Source organism: Pseudohalioglobus sediminis (genome assembly GCF_008370495.1).
Lineage (GTDB): Bacteria > Pseudomonadota > Gammaproteobacteria > Pseudomonadales > Halieaceae > Halioglobus.
This window is the reverse complement of the sequence record NZ_VTUX01000001.1, coordinates 134,786-157,005: the sequence shown is the minus strand read 5'-3', so window position 1 is coordinate 157,005 and position 22,220 is coordinate 134,786. Positions and strand designations below refer to the sequence as shown.

Annotated in this window: 19 protein-coding genes; 9 read left to right on the top strand and 10 right to left on the bottom strand. The window is 58.7% G+C overall.

The features are described 5' to 3' along the window. Positions 1-265: 265 nt before the first annotated feature. Entirely contained in the window at positions 266-637 is a 372-nt protein-coding gene (locus F0M18_RS00680) for a hypothetical protein (protein WP_149609463.1), read from the top strand. A gap of 212 nt (positions 638-849) precedes the next feature. Here F0M18_RS00680 and F0M18_RS00675 read toward each other — a convergent pair whose 3' ends face one another. The 3 genes from F0M18_RS00675 to F0M18_RS00670 all read right to left on the bottom strand — a co-directional run bounded on the left by F0M18_RS00675 (position 850) and on the right by F0M18_RS00670 (position 2,116). Then, a complete protein-coding gene (locus F0M18_RS00675; RefSeq protein ID WP_149609462.1) occupies positions 850-1,299 on the bottom strand; it encodes a GFA family protein in 450 nt (149 codons plus the stop codon). Positions 1,300-1,394: 95 nt separating this feature from the next. Beyond that, positions 1,395-1,550 carry a hypothetical protein gene (locus F0M18_RS19930; protein WP_188109536.1) on the bottom strand — a complete coding sequence of 52 codons (156 nt, stop codon included), beginning with the start codon at positions 1,548-1,550 and terminating at the stop codon, positions 1,395-1,397. 2 nt (positions 1,551-1,552) lie between these two features. Next, a complete protein-coding gene (locus F0M18_RS00670; protein WP_149609461.1) occupies positions 1,553-2,116 on the bottom strand; it encodes a TetR/AcrR family transcriptional regulator in 564 nt (187 codons plus the stop codon). 215 nt (positions 2,117-2,331) lie between these two features. On the opposite strand from F0M18_RS00670, the gene F0M18_RS00665 reads away from it, so the two are divergent. From F0M18_RS00665 to F0M18_RS00655, 3 genes are all read left to right on the top strand, one after another. After that, positions 2,332-4,272, top strand: coding sequence for a flavin-containing monooxygenase (locus F0M18_RS00665; protein ID WP_149609460.1), 1,941 nt, complete (start codon positions 2,332-2,334; stop codon positions 4,270-4,272). 11 nt (positions 4,273-4,283) lie between these two features. Beyond that, positions 4,284-5,066: an SDR family NAD(P)-dependent oxidoreductase gene (locus F0M18_RS00660; RefSeq protein WP_149609459.1), complete on the top strand. Its 783-nt coding sequence runs from the start codon at positions 4,284-4,286 to the stop codon at positions 5,064-5,066. 259 nt (positions 5,067-5,325) lie between these two features. Next, positions 5,326-6,576: a cytochrome P450 gene (locus tag F0M18_RS00655; protein ID WP_149609458.1), complete on the top strand. Its 1,251-nt coding sequence runs from the start codon at positions 5,326-5,328 to the stop codon at positions 6,574-6,576. Positions 6,577-6,615: 39 nt separating this feature from the next. Here F0M18_RS00655 and msrB read toward each other — a convergent pair whose 3' ends face one another. From msrB to F0M18_RS00640, 3 genes are all read right to left on the bottom strand, one after another. Then, positions 6,616-7,164 carry a peptide-methionine (R)-S-oxide reductase MsrB gene (msrB, locus tag F0M18_RS00650; RefSeq protein ID WP_149609457.1) on the bottom strand — a complete coding sequence of 183 codons (549 nt, stop codon included), beginning with the start codon at positions 7,162-7,164 and terminating at the stop codon, positions 6,616-6,618. A gap of 77 nt (positions 7,165-7,241) precedes the next feature. Next, positions 7,242-7,988, bottom strand: a complete 747-nt coding sequence (locus tag F0M18_RS00645; RefSeq protein ID WP_149609456.1) for an OmpA family protein — start codon at positions 7,986-7,988, stop codon at positions 7,242-7,244. 29 nt (positions 7,989-8,017) lie between these two features. Continuing rightward, a complete protein-coding gene (locus F0M18_RS00640) occupies positions 8,018-8,404 on the bottom strand; it encodes a DUF4398 domain-containing protein (protein WP_149609455.1) in 387 nt (128 codons plus the stop codon). Between the two features lie 188 nt (positions 8,405-8,592). Between F0M18_RS00640 and F0M18_RS00635 the strand changes: the two genes are divergently transcribed. The 3 genes from F0M18_RS00635 to F0M18_RS00625 all read left to right on the top strand — a co-directional run bounded on the left by F0M18_RS00635 (position 8,593) and on the right by F0M18_RS00625 (position 13,566). Beyond that, a complete protein-coding gene (locus F0M18_RS00635) occupies positions 8,593-9,951 on the top strand; it encodes a serine hydrolase domain-containing protein (RefSeq protein WP_262500785.1) in 1,359 nt (452 codons plus the stop codon). Positions 9,952-10,139: 188 nt separating this feature from the next. Then, positions 10,140-11,753, top strand: a complete 1,614-nt coding sequence (locus tag F0M18_RS00630; RefSeq protein ID WP_149609454.1) for a leucine-rich repeat domain-containing protein — start codon at positions 10,140-10,142, stop codon at positions 11,751-11,753. Positions 11,754-12,138: 385 nt separating this feature from the next. Continuing rightward, entirely contained in the window at positions 12,139-13,566 is a 1,428-nt protein-coding gene (locus F0M18_RS00625) for a TIGR00341 family protein (RefSeq protein WP_149609453.1), read from the top strand. A 97-nt stretch (positions 13,567-13,663) separates the two neighbouring features. Here F0M18_RS00625 and F0M18_RS00620 read toward each other — a convergent pair whose 3' ends face one another. Further along, positions 13,664-14,443, bottom strand: a complete 780-nt coding sequence (locus F0M18_RS00620) for a hypothetical protein (RefSeq protein WP_149609452.1) — start codon at positions 14,441-14,443, stop codon at positions 13,664-13,666. A 510-nt stretch (positions 14,444-14,953) separates the two neighbouring features. On the opposite strand from F0M18_RS00620, the gene F0M18_RS00615 reads away from it, so the two are divergent. Further along, positions 14,954-16,558 carry a thrombospondin type 3 repeat-containing protein gene (locus tag F0M18_RS00615; RefSeq protein ID WP_149609451.1) on the top strand — a complete coding sequence of 535 codons (1,605 nt, stop codon included), beginning with the start codon at positions 14,954-14,956 and terminating at the stop codon, positions 16,556-16,558. A 281-nt stretch (positions 16,559-16,839) separates the two neighbouring features. Here the strand turns inward: F0M18_RS00615 and F0M18_RS00610 are convergent, their stop codons facing one another. From F0M18_RS00610 to F0M18_RS00600, 3 genes are all read right to left on the bottom strand, one after another. Then, the gene (locus F0M18_RS00610) at positions 16,840-18,195 is read right to left on the bottom strand and encodes a metal-dependent hydrolase family protein (protein ID WP_149609450.1); all 1,356 of its coding nucleotides are present in this window, start codon (positions 18,193-18,195) and stop codon (positions 16,840-16,842) included. A 215-nt stretch (positions 18,196-18,410) separates the two neighbouring features. Further along, positions 18,411-19,316, bottom strand: coding sequence for a hypothetical protein (locus F0M18_RS00605; RefSeq protein WP_149609449.1), 906 nt, complete (start codon positions 19,314-19,316; stop codon positions 18,411-18,413). 25 nt (positions 19,317-19,341) lie between these two features. Next, complete coding sequence (locus tag F0M18_RS00600) at positions 19,342-20,847, bottom strand: hypothetical protein (RefSeq protein WP_149609448.1); 1,506 nt, start codon at positions 20,845-20,847, stop codon at positions 19,342-19,344. A 344-nt stretch (positions 20,848-21,191) separates the two neighbouring features. Here F0M18_RS00600 and F0M18_RS00595 point away from each other — a divergent pair, with 344 nt between their 5' ends. Continuing rightward, positions 21,192-22,217 (top strand): AraC family transcriptional regulator, encoded by a 1,026-nt coding sequence (locus F0M18_RS00595; protein ID WP_149609447.1) that lies wholly within the window; start codon positions 21,192-21,194, stop codon positions 22,215-22,217. The last annotated feature ends 3 nt before the right edge of the window (positions 22,218-22,220 follow it).

The following is a 22,220-nucleotide window of genomic DNA, read 5'->3' as shown; positions in this document are numbered from 1 at the left end:
GGATTGTATGGTAAGAGTATCATTTTGATCGGTGTTAGATTTTATATCCGCGATGTTTGTCAGCCTGAGTGTCCTTGTGGAGCGCTTAGAGGTGCGAGCGGAAATGCTCACCGTATGTATCCCCCAGGGCGTTAATGACGGCTTTCGGCCAGGAGCGGCCTTGTCAGCTATACTGGGCTCCATTGAGAGAGCGAACACTTGTGAGGAACCGGATTCCGGTTTTTCAACGGAATGAATTCGACTTATCTGGCTTTGAGGTGGGCTAATGGAAGGACTTACGGTTGCCGAAGCGATGGAACTGATACGCATCAATGAGGAAGCGATCGCGATCCAGTTCCAAACCTGGCTGACAATCACCTTCGCGACCATTGTGGCTATTTTCGCCGGTAGGAACCTGCTTACACGACTCATCAGGTGGTTGGTAACTCTGCTGTATTTGCTTGCATCGCTGTCAGTTGCCGCGATGAGTATTTATTTGGCTGAGGGGAATGCGCAGCTTATTGCCGGGCTAAATTCTCACGATGTGGCGATCGCGACTCCCGTCTTTGCTGGCAGCGTGTTCTTTGTGTTGTTCTTGGTGGGGGTAGCAACGACTGTGTACTTCATTCACATGACACCTGATGATCTGCACACCTAACATCTCAAAGCAGCAAGGGCGCTTCGCGCCGGTACGCGATTCTGCATGCCACTGTTTGAAACGTTAATGAGAATCCACTGCTGGTAGAAAACGCCCTGAATTTGCCAGAAGCAGCTTGTACCCCATGGCCTCAATAGGTCCGCTACGCCTACTTTGAGTCGTAGGGCTCAGTGAATATGGTGGGCTGTGGTTAACCCGAAGCAGGCGCTCTTTCAGGCTATCAGCGCTGGTAATAAACGCCGCATCACGGCCCATTGGCTGGCCAGATAACCTGAGATATGGGGCACGCTGTCATCCACATCGGCGCTGCGCTTGTCATAGAAGACGCGCACCGCAATGTCCGGTAACACTACCTGCCCCGCAAGCAGCTCACTCGGCACGAATGCGACGGCAGGCATCAACGGCCAACGCAGGCGTTCGAGAAAAGGCTGCTCGCAGTGCGCGCAGACCCCGCGGTCTACGGCGGGTGGCGGGCGCAAGCGTGAATAGCGAATCTTTGTGTCGCCGATCGGGCTTACGTCCTTATCGCGATAGAGAACAATGTCGGCGAACGGCGCAGCGTTGAACTGCTGACACAGACTGCAATGGCAAGCGATGCGTAGAAGAGGATCCCCTTTCACTTCAATGGTCGATAACCCGCAGGGGCAACTGGCGGTCGTCATGGCATATCTCTAGGTGGCATAGAGGCGGATTGAGTATAGCACCACAGCCTGACTGGGCTGGCCCCTGTGACGTGAAAGCAGAGAGTCGGCGCTACTTAGCGGCGCCCCTTCAGAACACCCTGGTACTTGCCAATGTGTGGGCAGGGGAGGGTGGCAGTCCAGAACTGCTTGGCCCTGACCGCGCCCGGGGGTTGCTCCGGCAGGGTAATACTGCGGCGATTGATGGCGTCGTACAGCGTTTGGATAATCACTCTTATTGAATCAGGTTCTGCGCCATCGTTCCCTCCAGGTCGAGCAGTTCGGCCAGCGCCTCCTCGCTGAGCGGATCGACGCCGAAGATCGCCTGGTGCAGCGGTGCCAGGGTCAGGTATCCCAGCAGCATGCTGTGAAAGGCCATCACGCTCACCGGTGTGATTGGGTGGCGGGCATCGTCCAGCGCGATTTGCGTGTGCTGGAAGAACTGGCGATACCAGCGCTCCACCAGCAGGGCGAGGTCTTCGCCACCCGAGAGTGTGGAAAGTTGCACGATACGCGAGGCATTGGGGTTGCGCAGGTGCTGGCGCACGATGCTGGCCTGGTTTGCGCCTGGTTCTCCCTGGGCAATGATGTCAGTGAACGGTGAGAACAATCGCTCCAGTACATCTTCAAACAATGCCCGCTTGTTGGCGAAGTGCTTGTAGATGGCCGGCCCCTGGATGCCCACGGATTCAGCCACCTGTTTGATGGTCGTGGCCGAGTAACCCTGGGTCGCAAACAGGTTTTCCGCGGCCTGCAGTATCTGCTCACGGGTATCGAGCTTTGTTTTGGTTGTGGCCATTGACTCTCCGTTTTCGAATCGTTAGGTTAATGGTTAATAACCATTAACTCAACCACCCGGCGTGCCGGGACCACAAGCCACCCCCGCAATGTTGTCCCGTGCGAGCTGGCGGACAAAGCGAACGCCCGCCGGCAACGGTGTGCGAGAGTGGCAAACGCCTGGTTAGCGGCTGAAAGTGAGTTGGGTGTTCGTACTGTCACATTCTGGAGCAAAGCATGACTGACCGAGACTTACCGCGGTTTGACATTACCGATGAGGACGCGGTGATCGAGCGCGCGCTGGAGGATGCCAGTATCCCCACGCTGATGATGAGCATGATCCATATGTCGGGCGATACCAGCCTGCTCGATGGTGCGCTGCGCCCCGCGGGTGTTTTTATCAACGAGTACCAGGGCTTCATGTCCGAGGAGGACAAGGCCGCCGTGCGTGCAAAGGCCCTGGATGTCATCAGGGCGTTTCGCGACGGTGGTTGCCAGCTGCCACCGCCGCCCTCGCGGGAAACCATACACCGCATGATGAACTTCCTGGTTGCCCAGGACGTCCCCGAGGATTATGTGCCCATGATGCTCGAGGAAATGGAGCTGGACGGGGAGGACCCGCGTTCCGACGCCTGGGGGGAGGAAGTGCCGGTGGCGCAACGTGAAGCGCACCGGGTGGTGGTGATTGGCGGTGGCATGTCCGGCGTGCTGGCGGCGTATCGCCTGCAGGAAGCGGGTATCCCCTTTACCGTGATCGAGAAGAACCCGTCAGTCGGCGGCACCTGGTTTGAAAACCGTTATCCCGGGGTCCGCGTGGACGTGGGCAATCACCTGTACTGCTACTCGTTCGAGCCAGCTCACCACTGGAGTGAATACTTTTCGCAGCAGCAGGAATTGCAGCAGTACTTTGAAAAGGTTGTCAGCAACCACGGGCTCGCTGAGCATTTCCGTTTTAACACCGAGGTAACTGGCGCGGTCTACGATGAGGCCAGCGGCCTGTGGACTGTCAGTACGATCAACCAGGACGGGGTGAAAGAAGACTATCTCGCCAATTCGGTTATCAGCGCGGTGGGGCAGGTCAACCGGCCCAAGCTGCCCGATCTGGAGGGCATCGATACGTTTGCCGGCCAGTGGTGTCACTCGGCCGCCTGGGATGACAGCGTCGACTGGCGCGGCAAGAACGTGGCGGTCATCGGCACCGGTGCCAGCGCTTTCCAGTTGGTGCCGGCGATCGCCGGGGAGGTCGGGTCGATGACGGTATTCCAGCGCTCGGCGCCCTGGATGTTCGAGAACCCCATCTATCACGAGAAGGTGCCCGAAGGTAAGAAATGGTGCCTGGAGCACCTGCCGTTCTATACCCGCTGGTTCCGCTTCCTGTTGTTCTGGCCGGCTTGCGATGGCGCCTACGAGACGGTGTTCGTCGATCCCGACTGGCCGCACCAGGAACGCAGCATCAATGAAATGAACGAATTCACCTACCACATGTTTTTCGACTACATCAAAAGCCAGGTGGGTGACGACGAAGCCTTGCTGGCAAAAGTCACCCCGGACTACGCCCCGATGGGCAAGCGTACACTGCAGGACAATGGCAGCTGGCTAGCGGCGTTGAAACGGGACAATGTCGAACTGGTGCCCCAGGGTGTCAGCCGCATCACCGAACAGGGCGTGATCAGCGAGGACGGCAGTTTTTACGCAGCCGATGTCATTATCTACGCCACCGGCTTCGAGACTGACCGCTTCCTGTGGCCAATGGAAATTCGTGGTAAAAACGGGGTGGCGCTGGCGGACCAATGGGGTAATGAACCGGCGGCGTACCTGGGTGTCACGGTACCGAATTTTCCCAACTTCTACTGCATGTTCGGGCCCGGCACCAACCTCGCTTTCGGCGGCAGCCTGATCTTCAACGGTGAGTGCCAGGCACGGTACATCATGGAATGTATCAAGACACAGTTGCAGGCAGGTGCTGCCACCATGGAGTGTAAACAGTCGGTGTTTGATGACTACTACAAGCGCTTTCGCGAATTGCACGCAAAAATGATCTGGGAGCACGACTCCATCAAAACCAGCTACTACCAGAATGATGACGGCAAGGTCACGCTGCTGTGGCCATGGAAAATTATCGATATGTGGCGCTTGACCAAAGAGGCCAATGCCGACGACTACAATCTGGCTTCCTAGGAGGAACTACTATGGTCAATCTTGAAAACAGGGTGGCAATTGTCACCGGCGCCGCATCCGGCATCGGCCTGGCCTGTGCGGAACGTTTCGCGCGCGAGGGAGCGATAGTCATCGGCACCGACATCAACGAGCCGGCGGAGTGGCAGGTCGTTCAGGATGCCTCGCCGAGCAGCTGGTTTCGCACCCTGGACGTGACTGACGCCGCGGCACAGCGCGCGGTAGCGCAACAGGCGGCGGAGGAGCACGGCAGGATCGACATCCTGGTGACCGCTGCGGGGGTTGGGGATGGTGGCCCTGTCAGTATGATCGAGGACGATGCCTGGGACCGGGTGCTGGATATCAATCTCAAGGGCACCTATCTGTCCATCAAGTCAGTGCTCGATACCATGATGGCCCAGCGCAGTGGCAGCATCATTACTGTCGCCAGTGTCGAGGGCCTGAACGGGACCGAGGGCGGCAGCGCCTACAACGCGTCAAAAGGCGGCGTGGTCCTGCTCACCAAGAATGTCGCGATCGATTACGGCCGCATGGGCATACGCTGCAATGCGATTTGTCCCGGCTTCATCCAGACGCCGATGCTGCATCAGGTGATGGATGCGATGCCGGATTTCAAGGCGGATGTGCAGAGGGAGACCAAGCTGAATCGCCTCGGCAAGCCGGAGGAGGTGGCCGGCGCAGCTTGTTTCCTGGCGTCGGATGATGCTTCGTTCGTCACCGGCCAGACGCTGGTGGTGGACGGCGGTTATACCGCCGGGCACAGCCATGGCATCGTCGAGCTGATGGGCCTGGTATAGGGCTTTTCCTGCCATGCCTGCAAACCGCGACGCCGCCGCATGCACCGGTTTTTTGGGCGCACAGCAAGCGGGTAAAACCCGCGGTATTGCGCCCGTTATGCTTGCCGGCAAGCGGATTGTTGCGGCCAGCGGGCAGCCAACACGGGCGGGGCGCATGCTTTACGCAGCACGCGGCCCTGTGACATAATCTGCTATTAACTAATAGTCATTAGTTTGCTGTACTTTTCCTGTTGCAGCAAGCGCTTTACCGGAGACTGCTATGAACCAATGTCCCTTTGCCAACCTGCTGGACCCCGACACCTATGCCCAGGGCATGCCCTATGAAAAGTTGCAGGAAATACGCAACGCCGGGCCCATCGTGAAAATGCAGGACCCCACCACCGGCATTCCCTACTGGGCCGTTACCCGGCAGGAAGCGATGGACTTCATCTCCAAAAACCCGAAGTTGTTTTCGTCTGCCGAGCGCCTCGCTTTTCCCATGGAATTACCGGACTACACGCTGGAGCCGCAGCGTATGGCCATCATCAACATGGACCCGCCCGAGCACCAGAAAGTACGCCGAATTGTGCGCAATGCCTTCACCCCGAAACGGGTGGAATCCTACGAGGCTAAATTCCGCGAGCACGCCAGGCAAATCGTTGACGCGGTGGCCAGTCGTGGTGAATGTGAGTTCGTTGAGGAAGTGGCTGCCGAACTACCGCTTATCGCCATACTCGAATTGTTGGGTGTGCCGCTCGAGGACCGTAAGAAGTTCTTCGACTGGACCAACACTATGATATTCGCCGATGACCCGGATATGTCGGTCACCGAGGAAGCCGGGCAAATAGCCTCCCTGGAGGTGCTGGGCTACGCCGCCGATCTCGCCACCAAGCACCGCGCCAATCCGCAGGACACGATTACCGGGGCGCTGCTGGACGGCAAGCTCAATGGCGAGCCCATCACCGAGGAGATGTTTGGCTGGATGTTCATCCTTATCCTGGTGGGTGGCAACGAGTCCACCCGCACGGTAATTGCCCAGGGCATGCGCCTGCTGATGGAGAACCCGGACCAGCTGCAGTACCTGGTGGATAACCCGGATAAGATCGGCGATGCCTGCGAGGAAATCCTGCGCTACAACACCGCCTTCATTTCCATGCGCCGCACGGCGACGGAGGATGTAGAAGTGGACGGGGTGCAGATCAAGAAGGGCGACAAGGTGATCCTGCACTACCACACTGCCAACCATGACGAAGACGTGTTTGGCGAGGACGCCATGACCTTCGACGTGACCCGCGCCGAGCGCATGCCGGACCTGTACAACCAGCACCGCTCATTTGGTATCGGCCAGCACTTTTGCATAGGCTCTCACCTGGCTCGACTCGAGTTGAGAATCATGATGGAGGAGATCATCCCCCGCCTGCGCAATCCGCAGTTCAAGGGTGAGCCGAAATTTGTGCGCTCTTTCTTTGTCAACGCCATGAAAGAGATGAATATCACTTTCGATCCTGAAGCCGCCACCAACGCTGCCTGATGGCTTACCCGTGCGCCTTAACCTCTGTTGAGGCGCCGCTTAAGCTGATGGCAGGAACTTCAGTGCAACGCCGTTGTTGCACCAGCGCTCGTTGGTCGGCGCCGGACCATCCTTGAACACATGCCCCTGGTGGCCGCCGCAGCGTAGGCAGTGATACTCGGTGCGAGGCCAGATCAGCTTGAAATCAGCCTTGGTGCCAAGGGCACCGGGTATGTGGGTAAAGAAACTGGGCCAGCCGGTGCCGCTCTCGTACTTCATCTCCGAACTGAACAGGGGCAGGTCGCAACCGGCGCAGACATAGACGCCGTCTCTTTTCTCGTCGTTGAGCGGGCTGGTGTGACTGCGTTCGGTACCCTCGTCGCGCAGCACGTGGAACGCCTGCTGTGACAGCTGTTGGCGCCATTCATCCTCGGAGCGTTGTACAGCATCCGCTGGCTCAGGGGGGGAGAAGCCCGCGGGCAGGAGTGCTGTCCACTCCTGTTGCATCCGCTTGATGTCGTCTGGGGTAAGCCTCGCGGACTGCGCCGGGCGCAGGGTCAGGGCGAAGGGCAGGGTGAGTAAGCCACAAATCAGCGATCGTCTATTCATACCGATGTGACAACCCGCCTGCCGAAAAATTCCCGATGTGCAGTCAGCGAGTGTGAAAGCCGGGCAGCCCTGTGAGCCTAATTCTGGATCACGATTTCGACACGCCGGTTCTGCTGTCGGCCTTCCGCGGTGCTGTTCGGCGCTATCGGCATGCTTGACGCAAGACCCGTGGCAGTGATCCGTTGCGAGTCGATGCCCTTGGCGATGAGCGCGAGACGCACGGCGTCGGCGCGATCCTGTGACAGGCGCAGATTGGTGGTTTCCGAACCGGTGTTGTCGGTATGCCCCTCAATCAAGGCGGTCTTTTCACTGTGTTCCGCAAGGTACCTGGCGAGCCGGTCAACAGAAGCCTGCGCGCCGGGTAACAGCTCAGATCGGCCTGTGGCAAACAGCACGCTGCCCAGTGTGACTACAGTCCCGCGCGAGGTCTGTTTCGCCTGCAATTCGGCGAGCTCTTCCCGTGTGGAAGCCAGCTCCGCTTCGCGCACCTCAAGCTGCAAGCTATCCCTGACCTTGGTCAGTTCGTCGATCCTGGCTTCGGCCAGTTTCTGGCTGGTAACAGCTTGCGCTGTGTAGACCTTGGCATTCGCAACATAAGCAAGCGAATTCATATCGGCCAGTTCTTCAGCAGTACTCGCGCGTTGCAGCACTTGTTCAGCCTCTTTCAGTTGATCGGGTGCATACCGCAATACGTCCGGATTGCCCTTCGCTGCGTCGTAGGCTTGCTGCGCCGCGAGCAGGTCCGGCGATGGGTCGGGTGTTGATGCGCAGCCGACCAGAAACAGGGTCAGGCCTATGGCGGCGACTTTAATAAATTGACTCATTGCTGTTTATCTCCTGAAGCGATCAGCTTCTAGCGTTGGGACCGTGCGCGATCAATCTCGTTGCGCATCAGGGCGATGCTGCGTTCCAGTTGATCGGCGTTGCGCTGCTCCTTGGCGGCATTGGTTTTTGCCGCCGCCAGCTCGGCGTCAGCCAGGGATTCTTCTGCCAGCCGCCTGGCCTGGGCGTACTCCTTGTCCCCCATGGCGGTTTCAGCGCGCTGCAGCTTGGTCTTGGCCCTGTCCATTTCAACGGGTGCCACTTGCCTTGCGTCACCGCCTTCAATCGCACGAATGGCTGTGCGGGCGCTTGCCAGTTCCGCAACCGGTTCTGGAACGCTTGCGCAGCCCGTGGCGATGATCAAACCACCGATTGCAATACACATGCGCAGGTCTTTTGCGCGAGTCAGATAGTTCATTGCTACTCCTCTCTGGTACCACGTTGTTGTGGCACACGTTTGACGAGTGAAGTGTCACACATATTGGGGTGAATGCAAGCGCGGTGTTGCTGCACAACTCCGCGAGAACCCGCGCTGAGCGCCGGCAGCGCACCCTTACCCGGTGCCACCCGGCCGCATCAGGAGCCTCCTGGCGCCACGGCGGGTAAATGGCGTTTCTGTGTATGGCTGTCGCCCGCTATACTCGCCCCACATTGAATGCACAGCAGGTGGGGCTGGTCCTGATGGACGATTTTCAAGTGAAAGGCGATGTGGCACCCGGGTTCGAATCGGTCAAACGGCTGTTTCAGCAACAAATGAGCACACTCGCAGAGGAGAACGCCCAGCTCTGCGTATACCACCGGGGCAAGAAAGTGGTGGACCTGTGGGCCTCGGCCAGCGGTGATGAAACCTTCGCGGCGGATTCCCTGGTCAATATTTTCAGCAGTGGCAAGAGCCTGGAGGCCATTGCCATCGGCATGCTGGCCAGCAGAGGGCTCATCGACTACGACGCCACGATTACCCGGTACTGGCCGGAGTTCGGCGCCCGGGGCAAGCACGGGGTAACGGTGGCTGACCTGATGCGGCATGAGGCCGGCCTCGCCAATTTCGATACCCCGCTGGATGCCAAAGACCTGTTTACCGAGAACATCAAGAAAAACGCGGTCGGGCAGGTGATTGAACAGCACGAGCTGAGCTACGGGCCCGATGGCAAGCGCGAATACCATGCCATAACCCGCGGCTGGATTGTCAATGAGCTGTTTCGGCGTGTTGACCCGGCGGGCCGTACCATCGGGGAATTCCTGCGCGAGGAGATCAGTGGGCCACTGGGCGCGGATGTGTTTGTGGGTTTGCAGGAACAGGAGCGGCAGCGTGCGTTCCCGGTCCGGCCCCTGGGCTTCGCTTACCAGATATGGCAGAGCCTGTTGCCGCGTCGCCTGGGGCGCAGGGTATTCCACAACGCGTTCCAGCTGCTGGCGCGTATTGGCAAGATGCTTCCCTCCATTATCAAGCGCGGGCGCAAGGGCAGGCCGCCACCGGCATTCAGCGAGATGACGGGCCTGGACTACTTCAATGCCCACGAGTTCGGCAAGGGCGAAACGTCTTCTGCCAATGCCACCTGCTCCGCCCGCGGCCTGGCCAGAGTCGGCGCCATGATGTCCGCCGGCGGCACACTGGAAGGCAGGGAGTTTCTCTCGGCGAGCGCCTGGCAGGCTCTACACGCCAAACCCGTTGCCGCGATGATGGGCGCGGTCATGCCCACGCGCTTCACCCAGGGCGGGGTGGATTGTTTTAAGCCCAGCGCAGCCGGGAGTTCGCTGTTCGAGCGGGCTTTTAACGATGGCAGGGAAGGCTTCTATGGTTGGATGGGCTTTGGCGGCTCCATTTTTCAGTGGCACCCGGAGCAGGATATCGGCTTTGCGTTTGTGCCCACGTCGCTGCACTACCTGGATTTCCTGAATGAGCGCGGCAAGTACTACCAGGCCGAAGTGTTGCGCTGTGTAGAGCGCCTGGAGCCGCCCGTCTGAACAGGCACCGGTTACAGAAGAGTGGCTTGTTGTAGCCCTGAAACAACCCTGGCGTTCTGTGGCCGTCGATTCCTTATCGCTTAATAACCATGCATTATATAAGGATATATTGACCATGATCATTTCCCCTCCATAAAGCATGCCTTTTAATAGGATGGTGTGAGCCATTCTCCGGGGAGGGTGCTGTCGTGTCCCGATACTTAACCAGCATTGCGGTGCTGCTGACTTCTCTAACACAATTGTCCGGCTGCTGGATTGAGGTTAGTGTGCCGAGCGGCGGTGATGTGACCGGTGGCAGCTCTGGCTACTACTGTGAGTCAGGGCAGACCTGCGCGATAGAAGTGGCAGACATGCGCTTCTCAGCCACTTTCGAGGCTCGACCCTGGGCGGGTTGGGTCTTTATGGGCTGGCGGCAGGACTGGAAATACCTGTGCGGAGGCAGCCAGGAAACCTGCACCCTGAGCACGGACAACCCTTACTTCCCGGAAGACCCGCGGCTCGTCAAACTCATCGAGTCCGATGAGGTCTTTTACCTGCAGCCAGTCTTCGTCAGGGGCACACCGACCGAAACAGCCATAGCCGCGGTTGCCGACCCCGCTTTACGTGTTTGTTTACGCACTGTCGTGGACGACATCCGCGATGTGGCCTACGCGGAGGAGCTGCCGCGCCTCGAATGCGGGAACCTGCAGTCGCTGCAGGGGCTGGAGGTCTTCCAGGGGCTGGAGAGACTGGAACTCGACGACTTCGAGAACGAGTTGATTGACCTGTCGCCACTGCAGGCTCTGGTCAGGCTGCGTACGCTCGCGCTGGTCGGCAACGGCGACGATGATACCTTCCGCGATACCAGCCATCTGGGAGAGCAGTTGACGGCAATGCCAGATCTGGAATCACTGGACCTGAGCAGAAACGCCATTGACGACCTGTCACCACTGGCCGTCGCCCTGGCACAGCTCAAGCGCCTGACTCAGCTCAACCTTTTTGCCAACCAGATCAGTGACCTGCGGCCACTGTCGGCGCTGCATAAACTGACGAGCCTGAACCTGCTGGGTAACCAGATCGAAGACATCGGGCCGCTGGCTGCGATGACCCGGCTGCGGTTTCTTGAGCTGTCCGGCAATTCAATCACTGATCTGAGACCCCTGGCGGAACTGAAGGAACTCACGACCCTGAACACCATCGGTAGCCCTATCGATGACATCAGCCCGTTACAGGGGTTGCAGCAGCTGCAGTTCCTCAACCTGAGTGGTGGGAACATTGATAACCTCGCGCCGCTGCAGAGCCTGACCGCGCTGGAGGTGTTGCGCTTGAAGCGCAATCAGATCAGCGAGGTGGACAGCCTGGCGGGGCTGAATCGATTGACGTGGATTGAACTGGCGGGCAATGCGATCGAGGATATCGGCGGCCTTGCAGACCTGACCAGAGTCGAATACCTCGACCTGGGGGAAAATGCACTGCGTGATCTTGGGCCTCTCGCGGGGATGATCGGGCTTCAGGAGTTGAATCTCAACCAGAACAGGATTGTCGACGTGGGCCCGTTGGCGGGTCTTGATAACCTGCGCGAACTCAGCCTTGGCGGTAATGAGATTGTTGATGTCAGCCCGTTGACGGATCTCGCTGGACTGGATTTTCTGGACCTACGCGAAAATGCGATTAGCGAAGTCGGAGACCTGGCGAACAGTCTCAGCCCGGGCGCCATCTTATTACTGTCGGGGAATCCTCTGAGTTGTGGCGAAATTGATCGTCTGCTCAGTGAGAAACAACTTAGTGTGGTGTATCACCCGTTACCGGCCGAATGTACTTAGCCAGCTGGGGCAGGGGGCAGGCCAGCCCAGGCTGGCTGCAGGCCCGGTTCTGCGCCAACGCCGATCGCCTTAACCGTTAACGCAAGGTCTTGGCGTGGCGTAGGACCACAGCGCAAGCTTTCCCCGAGTAATTCCAAATCAGTAGTCGCGTTGTTTGAATCGATGCATTTCGTTGTTTCAGGGTCCAGCTCAAGCCGCGACGCCTAGCAATTTCCGAGTAACCACGAAGTTCAGGGTTTAAAACTGTGACTCCCGCCACCCGGTCTTTCGAAAAAGCGAAGCGGGATGAAGCTGCATAAGAGCGATGCTGCAAACACCTGCTTCGCAGCAGGCCGGCGCTCTCGATTAGAGTCTATAATCGGGCTTTTACCGGGGATCCAACTATATGGGCAGATTTAATCTCCAGCAGTTACTTGCGGAAAGGGGGCTGACTCCCGAGGAGCGCAGGGAGGTGCTGGAAGACCTGTTTGTTTTCGGCAAGAAAAACCTGGCGCCGTATCTGGTGCGCATGAGCATTTTGCTGGTGCTCTCTACGATCATCGCGACGGCGGGCCTGATCTCGGATTCGGCGGCAGTGGTCATCGGGGCCATGTTGGTGGCGCCGCTGATGCGCCCGGTAATGGCCGCCGCCGGAGCGGTCGTCATGGGCTGGCCGGGGCGTTTCTACAGCGCACTGTGGCTGGTGTTCATTATGGGCCTGGGGGCATTGTTCATTTCCTCCCTGCTGACCTTGGCTTCGCCGGAGCTGATCTTTCTTCCGGAGCAGGTGCTGGCGCGTACACGCCCGACCTACTACGACCTGCTGATCGCCCTGGCTGCGGGTTCTGCGGGGGCGTATACCATTACTCGCAAGGAGACCAGCGCCATCCCGGGTGTGGCTGTTGCAGTGGCCTTGCTACCTCCGCTGGCCTCGGCGGGCATTCTGGTGACGTCGGGTGAATACGAACTGGCTACCCGGGCTCTGGTCCTGTTCCTGACCAACCTGATCGCCATGGTGCTGGCGGGCGCCCTGACTTTCCTCGCGGTGGGCGTGTCTCCCGCGACCCAGCGCAAAAAATCGGCAGACTTCGCCAAGAGCCAGATCAGCCTGTTCCTGGTGCTGACAGTCGCCGTTTGTATTCCGCTGTGGTTCTACAGCGACAAAGTGATATTCAACGCGCATTACCAGGCCGCCAAGTCGGAAATCCTCCAGCAGTGGCTGCGAAACAATCGCCTGGAGATGACAGATGTGGATATCCTGCGCGAAACCCACACTATTCACCTCAGCCTGGAGGGACCTTCACCCCCGGTCAATATCGGTGATCTGCATGAGCAGTTCATGGAAGCCCGCAATGACGACGCGGCTGAACCATTCAAGATCAGGTACACGTGGACCCAGAAAGTGAGCGGCGTCTGGCCCCAGGAGGCTGATTCAATCGGCGAAGTGGCCAGGAAAGCCCAGGTCGGTATCAAGCAACTGGTGGCCAACAGGTGGCGCTGGCGTGCAACCCAGTACGACGCGGAAACCGCGACCCGACCCTCCAGGAGCGATAGTTATACCCTGCTGTTCATGGATGACGGCAAGTTCGAGGTGACCGCAAGCTGTGGACTGTGGACAGGCAAGTTCAAGTTTGCGGGCCGCGCCCTGAATATTGAATCCGGCCGCAACCTGCTGTCAGCATGCCGCAAAGACGAGGTGTTGCGCATCTTCCTGGATGACCTGGAACGAGCCAGGGTGGCCTTCATAGAGAATGACCGACTCCAGATCACTCTGGCGGGTAGTGAGGGCATCATGTACTTTGAAAAATACCGGCTGCCGATCAACGCGGAGTAGTAAGCCAGATACCGGGGGCTGGATACGTTGCCAGGCGCTATGACACAGCTTAACCTGCGCGACAGGCCCGTGAATTCCAGGCATCAAGGCTGTTGCTTCAGCCGTAGCGGCGCTCGTGCTTGCCAAGAACCAGTTCGCAGCGCTGCGCAGCCTTGCGTATGCGCTCGCCGATTGAGGCGCCGCGGTTGCCTGCGGCCAGCAGGGCTCCCGAGTGCGCCGCACAGAGGTTTCCCGCATCGCCCCAGGCCTCCGCTAACGCTACCGCCCAGTCCCTGAACTCCGCTGCCGCGCCCTCGCGCTTCTCCAGCGCCATGGTCAGCGTCGGGTGGAAACTGAGCCGGTCGCGCAGGCCCACCAGCCCCAGCAGGCGTGGCAGGCGCAGATACATCAGGGTGTCATCTGCATGAATAGTGCCGGATGCCCGGTGGTAGGCCAGCACGGAGGCGAAGTGTACGTTTTCATTGGCGGAAATGAAGTCCACCCCTTGCGGGATGCTGAAGTCGAGATCGTCGGCGTACCAGTCGTGGAGTTCCTGGTCTTCGCTGAGCACCTCTTCCCAGGGCAGGTCGGGGAAGCGGTCCAGGTGCCGCTGGGTGCCATGCAGGCGTGCCTCCGGGAACAGCTCGTGCATACGCTCCACGTGTACCGTGTGGAAAGGGTGCAGGTTGAGGATGGCTTCGACCTCGCCTCCATCCAGGATCGCGTGGATTTCCTTTTCCAGCGTGTCACTCAATGCATAGGAGTCCAGTAGCAGAAAACTGCCGCTGGCGAGGCGCACGAGTGAGGCCTGTGTGCCTATATCCACGACCCCGCCGATACGAAAGGCGCCGCGGATATTCCAGAAGTCTTCTGCTACCTGGATAATGTTTTCGGCCATCTGTCATCCTCCTGGCACGGCAATCGTCAATGCCCCCACTGCTGGTGGGCGATAAAACAGCTTTTAGGTTCCCCGGCTTGATCGACGCCGGCACAAAACCTGTGGTGCCGGAATAACACACGTTTAATGCTTCCACACAAATCTGGATTGGCCCTCGTTTACGCTGCCATCAGTGATTTCCGCAGAGCTTTGGTTTGCACCAGCCTGTGGCGCACAGTGTAGCGCACATAGCGTAAGCTCACCGCCAGGCAATTTGTTCCTTGCCGGTTGCGTCACCTGGACTTGAAAATCTACAGCCAGGCCCGATACGGTGTCTGCTGGCACCGTGGTTTATTTTTCTGAACCAGCATCAAGCGCTTGAGCGTCCGATGGCGAGTTTATAGGATAGCGATTGATAGTTTTGAGCCGCGTAACTAGCTTCTTTAGCGATGCGTGGAGGAAATGGCCGGGCTGACGATCAATGATCGCAGTTCAGTTGAGCGCGCACAAAAATGCTGCCCTGGAGACCCAATGATTAATAGAACACTACTCGTGCTCGTCTGTTTGCTACTGCCTGTGTCCGCCCATGCTGCGAAAGTGACACTCCACGAGGCGGAGGTCGACGCCATATTTGCCCAGGAAGGCTTTGGTGAGAATGCCATCGACATACGCTACGGCGAGTCACAGGTTCTCGCTGACGCTGATTTCCTGGAAGTGTTTTTTGCTTTTGGGGGAGGGCCAGGTTCTGCAGCGACTACCTTTGACCGGCTGGTTGAGCGTTCGCTGGGTCAGGATTCCTCCGTGATCTATATTTATTTCGTTGACCGACTCGAGGTGGATTTCGGGTCCGGGAGTGGCAGGACAGATCTTGCAGGCCTCGCGGTCCAGAACACCATCGTGGTGCGGTCAGAAGACGAGGATGCGGCTGAACCCAATCCCCAGGGCGGTGCTGATGGCATCCAGGGCGCGCGTTTGCTGGCGCATGAGATCGGTCATGTGCTGGGTTTACGGCATTGCAATGAGGTCGATTTCGCCACGCTGTGTCCGGACGCGTTCAGCCCGGATAGACCCCAAAACCTGATGGATGCCACTACCGGCAACCCTTTCATCCCCTACAGTACCGCGTTGGGCCAAACGCAGATCGACTTCCTGTTCAGCCCCAATAACATTCCTGTGAATCGTTTTGGTTTCATCAAGAACGACGGAGACGGCAACTACGTAGAGGTTGTGCCGGTTCTGGTAACAGCCCCTGTTGTTGACAGCGATGGCGACGGCGTTGAAGACGGCGCGGATAACTGTCCTGCCACCGCCAACGCGGACCAGGTGAATTTTGATGGTGATGCTCTGGGTGATGCTTGCGATATATGCCCGTCTGATCCCGAGAACGATGCCGACGGCGATGGCGTGTGCGCCGAGGTGGATAATTGTCCCGCGGTGAATAACCCCGGCCAGGTCGATACGGACCGGGACGGTTTCGGCGATGCCTGTAACAACAGCTTCGATGACGACGGCGACGAATGGGCAAACAGTGTCGACAACTGCCCGGCCAATGCCAACACCAGCCAGCTCAACTCCGACGGCGATAGCCTTGGCGACGCCTGCGATGTGTGCCCGCTCGACGCGGACAATGATGTAGACGGCGACGGTTTCTGTGCCGATGCTGACAATTGCCCCTTGATCGCCAATCCCAGCCAATCGGACATCGACAATGATGAGCTGGGTGATGCTTGTGACAATGATGCCGACGGCGACAGTGTCAACGACGATGTGGACAACTGCCCGCTGATTGCCAATGCCGATCAAGCCGATTTCGATCTGGACGGTGAGGGCGATCTCTGTGACGCGGACAACGACAACGACAAGGTGATCGATGCCGCTGATCAGTGTATTGGTACCGCCATCGGTGCCGCGGTCAACAGCGAAGGGTGCTCCGTCGCGCAACTCTGCCCGGCAGACGCGTCATGGAAAAACCACGGCACCTACGTGCGCTGTGTAGCGCAGACCTCGCGCGGGTTTGTCAGGGAGGGGCTGCTCAGCAAGCGTGAGCGGCGTGCAGCAATCGCTGCCGCCGCATCGTCCGATGCAGGCAAAAAGCAGAAGCAGAACAAGGCAGGCGATAAAGACAAGAAGAAGTAGCGCTTGCTACAGCGCCTTTCCGGTTTTTCACCAAAGCCGGGACCAGAATCGGCGGCCCGTGAAGTGAGTAAGAAAAGCCCGGTTGTGCTGCCGGGCGGTGCTTCAAGGTGCACGGCAGCACACTGACTGTGCGCTCCGTGCGTATTTGATGCGAGTGGCTTAGCGGGCCACTGCGGCTGAATTGTGGAGCGGGCCGGGCTTGCACCCGGCTGGCAGCAGACTGAGCCGTATGCACTCACAACTGCTGCCAGGCGGCACCGACTCCAGCGAAGCTGCCATGTCTACAGTGTGTTCTTGTAGATCGTGCCGTCCTTCATGATCAGCTTGAAGTTGTTCTCCGGGTCGCTGACCAGGTCCAGGTTCTCCAGCGGATTGCCGTCTACCAGGATCATGTCTGCGTAGGCGCCCTCGTCGATCACACCCAGCGGGCCCTCGGGGTAGGGGTTGAGTTTGCCGGACATCGCCATCAATTCGGCGTTGTCGCAGGTGGCCATCTTCAGCGCCTCAAACGGGGTGAACCACTTCTGCAACTTCGCCAGTTGCGCACCCTGGCGCTTGGCCAGGTCGGCGCTGAACAGGGTGTCGGTGCCGAAGGCGATCTTCAGGCCCAGTTTCTTGGCGTTGGTGTAGACGAAATCCGTACCGTCGGTGACAAACTTGTACTTGGCTTTCTGGAATTCGTTGAGCGCGGGTGCGTCCTCGTCGTCCATGAAGGGCTGCATGCTCAACCAGACACCTTCTTTCTTCATGCGCTTGAGGTTTTCCACGGTGGACATATGGCCGTGCTCGATGCTCTTCACCCCGGCGTCGATGGAGTGGCCAACCGCCTCGTTATTGATGGCGTGGGTCAGTACATAGGTGCCCCAGTTGTCCGCCGCTTCCACGGCAGCCTTCAGTTCGTCCAGGGTGAACTGCTTGGTGTGAATCGGGTCGTAGGAGGAAGTGACCCCACCGCCGGCCATCAACTTGATCTGGGTCGCGCCCAGCATCAGGTTTTCGCGCACGCGCCTTAGCACCTCCGGTATGCCGTCGGCGATGTAGAACTGGCGCATTTTCTCGAAAGGGTGCAGGTTGTCAGGCGTGGCGGGCACGTCCCGGGTCATGCGGAAGTCCATATGTCCCGCGGTCTGTGAGATTGCCGGACCGGAGGGGTAGACTCGCGGGCCCACGATTATTCCCGTATCCGTCGCGGTGGCGATGTCGAACATGGGGCCGGCGGTATCGCGCACGGTGGTGAAACCACGGTACAGCGCATCGCGCTGCGCGATCGACGTCTTCAGGTTCCAGTGGCCCTCGTTGGTGGTCATCATCTCGCCGATGGTGGCGGTGGCATACATGCCGTGCCAGTGTGCGTCGATCAGGCCGGGAATCAGCGTGTGACCCTCACCATTGATCTCCACGGCACCCTCGGGCGCTTGCAGATCGGGCGCGATGCGCGTGATCATATTCCCCGACACGAGCACATCAGCGTCGGCGAGTTGCTTTGAACAGCCGCTGAAAACCCTGGCGTCGCGGATCACCACGTGATCGTGTTTGACGCCGTAGCCAAAGGCGCCTTCCTGGGCATTGGCGGTGCCGCCCGTTGCGCCGACCAGAACGGCGGAGAAAATCGCCGCTTTCGTCAATATCTGTTTCATAACATTTCCCTATTCATCGTGTTGTTAGTGTGGTGCAAGGCATTGTGCCGGTGTGAGGCGTGGCGTTTTCCGTTGATTTCCTTGGCACAACCGCGTCAACCTCTATGGTGAGAGAGGGTAGTGCGTTGCGCGGGATCGCCTCGGACCCCGGGTTCATAGGTGGAGTGTCGTTCATCCGCATCTAGGCATTGTAGTCCATGTTGAGAGGTCAGGGCTTACCATGGCAGTGGCACCACCGGCCCAAAGGTGAAGCGAATCTGGAAGTCGGGCCCCAGGGCGTCTGATTGCTTCACGTAGTGCCAATATTGCACCGCGAATCTCCAGGGAGTCTTGCCAATCCTTGTGACCCTGGTAATGCCGGTGCCGATAGGTAGCGTCCATTTCTCGTCACCGTCAGCGGCTTCATGGTTGTAACTGAAGGTGGGCGATCCCTGGATCTGCCAGCCACCGCCCAGATTGATGGTGTAAAAGTACTGGCCGGCAGTAATGCTGGTATCAAAGTCATCGTCCCCGGCAACGTCCCACTGGTGGGTGACCAGCACGCCCAGAACGCCCCAGTCGAATATCTGGGCGATCAGCGCTTCGGGGCCCAGCAGGGTCTGGCCCAGGCCGACCGCATCATCCGTTGCGGTATCCAGTGTGCCCACCACGCCACCTACCAGGACCGTTTTGCTGGGGAAGGTTTTGCCAACGGCCACGTCGAAACCGATATCGCCGAGTTCGACATCTGAGTTGCGGAATAGCCCCGATTCGATGCCGACATCGCCGCCAGGTGGTGCGATATCCGAGTCGCCGATGTGCGGCACGGGCTGTTTGTACAATACCGGGATATTTGGGCGAGCGAACAGGTTGACTCCCTCTGCCAGCGGGTAGGGAAACACCGGTTGGAAGCTGAGTCGGTAGGCTTCCTGGTTATCCGCGCCCGGCACGTCGCCCTTGTAGTTGGTGTAATCAAGGTTGAAATTCAGGCTCCCGAGGGACGTGTTGGGATTGGACAATTCCCTGGCCAGTGCATCTCCGCTTGTCACTTCTTCGCCCATTGCGGGCAGGGCCAGGCAGGAAAAAATCAGTCCTGCCGGCAGTGCAATCGCAAGTTTGAAGCGTTCTTGTAGAGTCGACATGTTTTTCGTGAACCTGAATTAGTGATTAATAGTAATAGAAGGTGCTGAACTGCAGGCGAGACGCATCGCCGTCATCGCCTGAAACGATTTCCTTCTCGCCCCACATGTATTCCAAGCCTATTCGAAAACGCGGATCGAAGTCGTAGATCAGGTTGGCGTGCGCTGCCCAGGCTTTGGCCATCTCATCCGCCTCAAACAGGTCCGGAATTTCCTCGAGTCTGGTATAGGCAAAGTGCAGGTTGGAGGAAAACTTACCCGGCAGGTCCAGGTATAGACCCATGCTCGCGTTCCACCCCGTGGCCAGGTCAAGGTCCCCGTCTTCATCCAGGGCTGCGTTGGGTGTGCCGGCATTGGCGAAAGCGATGATGTCTGCCACCGTGCCGTGAGTATAACCGGCGTTGAAGCCGACGAAGTGCGTGTTGTCCGGGTTGAGATAGACTCTCGAACCCACCACCGTGGTCCAGCCCAGTTCCGACGCGTCATCGCGGCCGTGCTTGCCGTCGAAGCGTACTTCATTGAGCGCTGCCCCCACGCTGACTACGCCATGATCCCAGGGATAGCTGAGACCGCCCGACAGGCGGGGTGCATTGGCACGGGCCAGGCCGCGACCCTCGAGTGTGTCCGGCGTGACGATGCGCGTATCGTCGTAGGCTTCAAGGCCGATAGCCCAGTCGACGGCGCCGAAGATCTTGTCGCCGTCCCACTTGATCTGTTCCGAGCGGCCACCCAGTATCGCGTCGCCGGCAGCGAAATCCAGAATCAGGGGCAGGGCGCGCAGTTCGGTGATAATGCTCCAGGTGCGCCCCGCCAGGAATTGGCCGAATTGCATGTAGGCGTGACGCAAGCGGAAATTGGTGCTGTCTTTGCCGTCGTAAAAGTCGAACTCAAGGAAAAACTTGTCAGTCTTGTGAGGAGAGTTTACGTTGCGAATTTCCAGGTGGGTACGGCTCTCCCGGATGTGTAGTTTGCTGTAACTGCCGCCCTGGGGTGAATCGTTTACCGGGATTTCTCCGAGCACAAACTGGTAGGGGTCGCCCACGCCGTCAAAGTCGAAAATCAGGTCTGTTTTGGCATAGCCGCCGATGGAAAACCTGAAATCCGAGCCGAACAGGGGGGCGGATTTCACAAAATCGGGATCATTGAGGCGCTCACCGCGACCCATGGCGGCCATTGGCATAGTGGCGAGAATCTCCTCGGTATCTGCCCCGATGAATTCGGCAGCATCCCGGGCTTGCTCACTGTCCTCGATCTCGCTGCCCGGGGCAGTCTCAGTGCCTGTATCGTGGCTACTTGCGACCTGCGTGTCCGATTTGGTCTCCCGGTTGGCGTCCCGCTGCCGCAGCAAATCCAGTTCCCGCTGCATCGCCTCCATCTTGACCTGCATGGCCTGCATTTCCCGCATCTTTACCTGCATGGCTTGCAGTTCCGCCTGCATCTCCTCGAGGCTCATGGTCTGGCTATAGGCCGGAGCGGATAAGCTCGCCACCAATGCCATGAGGGTGGCTGCCGGTTTCAGTGCATGTTTGCGCATTTTTAGTGGGGCCTGTCGGTGAATATGCCGAGCGTCTCTATGTCTTGCCATCCTGGGTACAGCTTTCTGAAGGGGGTTGCGTAGAAAAACCAAATCAACCATATACGATTCCAGTTTCAGTGCCACCACGATGGCGAAATTTCCGACATTTTTCGCAGTTCCCCTGCGTTTTTTTGCCTTGCCATAGCGGTACGGTTCGTAAGGACAATAAACAAACTTGCCTGACGGCCAATGCAATATCACGCTACCGCCTGCATTCGCTTGTTGTGAGTGGACAAAAAATCGATGCGCTTTGTAGTAATCTTTCGCCAGACACGTCCAACTTATGGGTAGTCGCGAGAGCTATGAGTAGAGAGAGCTATCTGGTTCGCAGTGAAGTGCTGGCGGGTTTCGATGACCTGGTCAGGGAGCTCGGGGGCAACCCCAGCCGGATGTACCGCCGCGTGGAACTGACGGAAGCGCTCATGTCGAACCCCGACCACATGGTGCCCTGTGCCAACGTGTCCGCCTTGCTGGATACGGCGGCCCGGGAACTGGGCCGCAGCGACTTCGGCCTGTTGCTGGGCGCACGCAGGAAAGTGTTCCAGGTGGGGCTGCTGTGGCCATTGATCTCGCACTGCCCCAGCGTGGAGCAGGCGCTGAAAGCGGCCACCGAGCACCTGCACCTGCACAATCGCGGTATTCTCTGGCAGCTGGATGTGAAGGGCAATCATGCCATGCTGACCCGGGTGGACAGGGTGCCCAGCGACGTACCGACCTTCCAATGGGCCGTGTACAGTACCTGTTCGATGTTCGCTGGCCTGAAAGCCCTCTGTGGCCAGAGTTGGCGGCCCTCTGCCGTGGGCTTTATTCACCCCGCGCCCGCAGACAGCCAACTCTATGACCGGTTTTTCGGCGTCAAGGTTGAATTCAACCGGGAGTTCAATCTTATCGATTTCCCGGCCTCGGACCTCGCCGGTGACCTGCACAAGCGCAACAGCAGTCTTTACGGTCAACTCAGCAGGCAGATCCAGGCGCTGGAGGAAGACTACGCGCAGCAGGAAGACTTCTGTTCCAAGGTGAAGTTGTTGATTGAGCAGCGTGTGCACACGGCGCAGTGCACACAAACGGGCATTGCGGAGATGATGTCAATGCATCCCAAGACGCTGCAGCGGGAACTGAGCCGCCACGGCGTCACTTTTCGCGAGCTGAAAGCCGAGGTGAGGCTGGATATGGCGGAGCGCTATTTGCAGGATTCCGAGCTGCCGCTGACCACGGTGGCGGACATTCTCGGCTTCAGTGAGTTGAGCAGTTTTTCCCACGCCTTCAAGGCGCGACATGATCTTTCGCCTGCCGAATGGCGCCGGCAGGCGAAAGCAGAACCGGTCTAGAGA